This is a genomic window from Paenibacillus sp. T2-29 (genome assembly GCF_052921365.1).
In genome coordinates, this window is the sequence record NZ_JBREVE010000033.1 from 1 (window position 1) to 511 (window position 511).

The following is a 511-nucleotide window of genomic DNA, read 5'->3' on the forward strand; positions in this document are numbered from 1 at the left end:
GAAAAGGCCCAAGCGACTGTTTAGCAAAAACACAGGTCTGTGCGAAGCCGCAAGGCGAAGTATACGGGCTGACGCCTGCCCGGTGCTGGAAGGTTAAGGGGAGTGGTAAGCCTTCGGGCGAAGCTATGAACCGAAGCCCCAGTAAACGGCGGCCGTAACTATAACGGTCCTAAGGTAGCGAAATTCCTTGTCAGGTAAATTCTGACCCGCACGAATGGCGTAACGACTTGGGCGCTGTCTCAACGAGAGATCCGGTGAAATTTTAATACCTGTGAAGATGCAGGTTACCCGCGACAAGACGGAAAGACCCCATGGAGCTTTACTGCAGCTTGATATTGAATTTGGGTACGATCTGTACAGGATAGGTGGGAGCCGTAGAATCTTGAGCGCCAGCTTGAGAGGAGGCATCCTTGGGATACCACCCTGATCGTATCTAGGTTCTAACTTGGTACCGTGATCCGGTGCGAGGACAGTGTCAGGTGGGCAGTTTGACTGGGGCGGTCGCCTCCTA

General features: G+C 53.4%; 1 rRNA gene. It reads left to right on the plus strand.

From position 1 onward, the window contains the following. A 23S ribosomal RNA gene (locus ACU1JV_RS28090) occupies positions 1 to 511 on the plus strand; the annotation flags it as partial.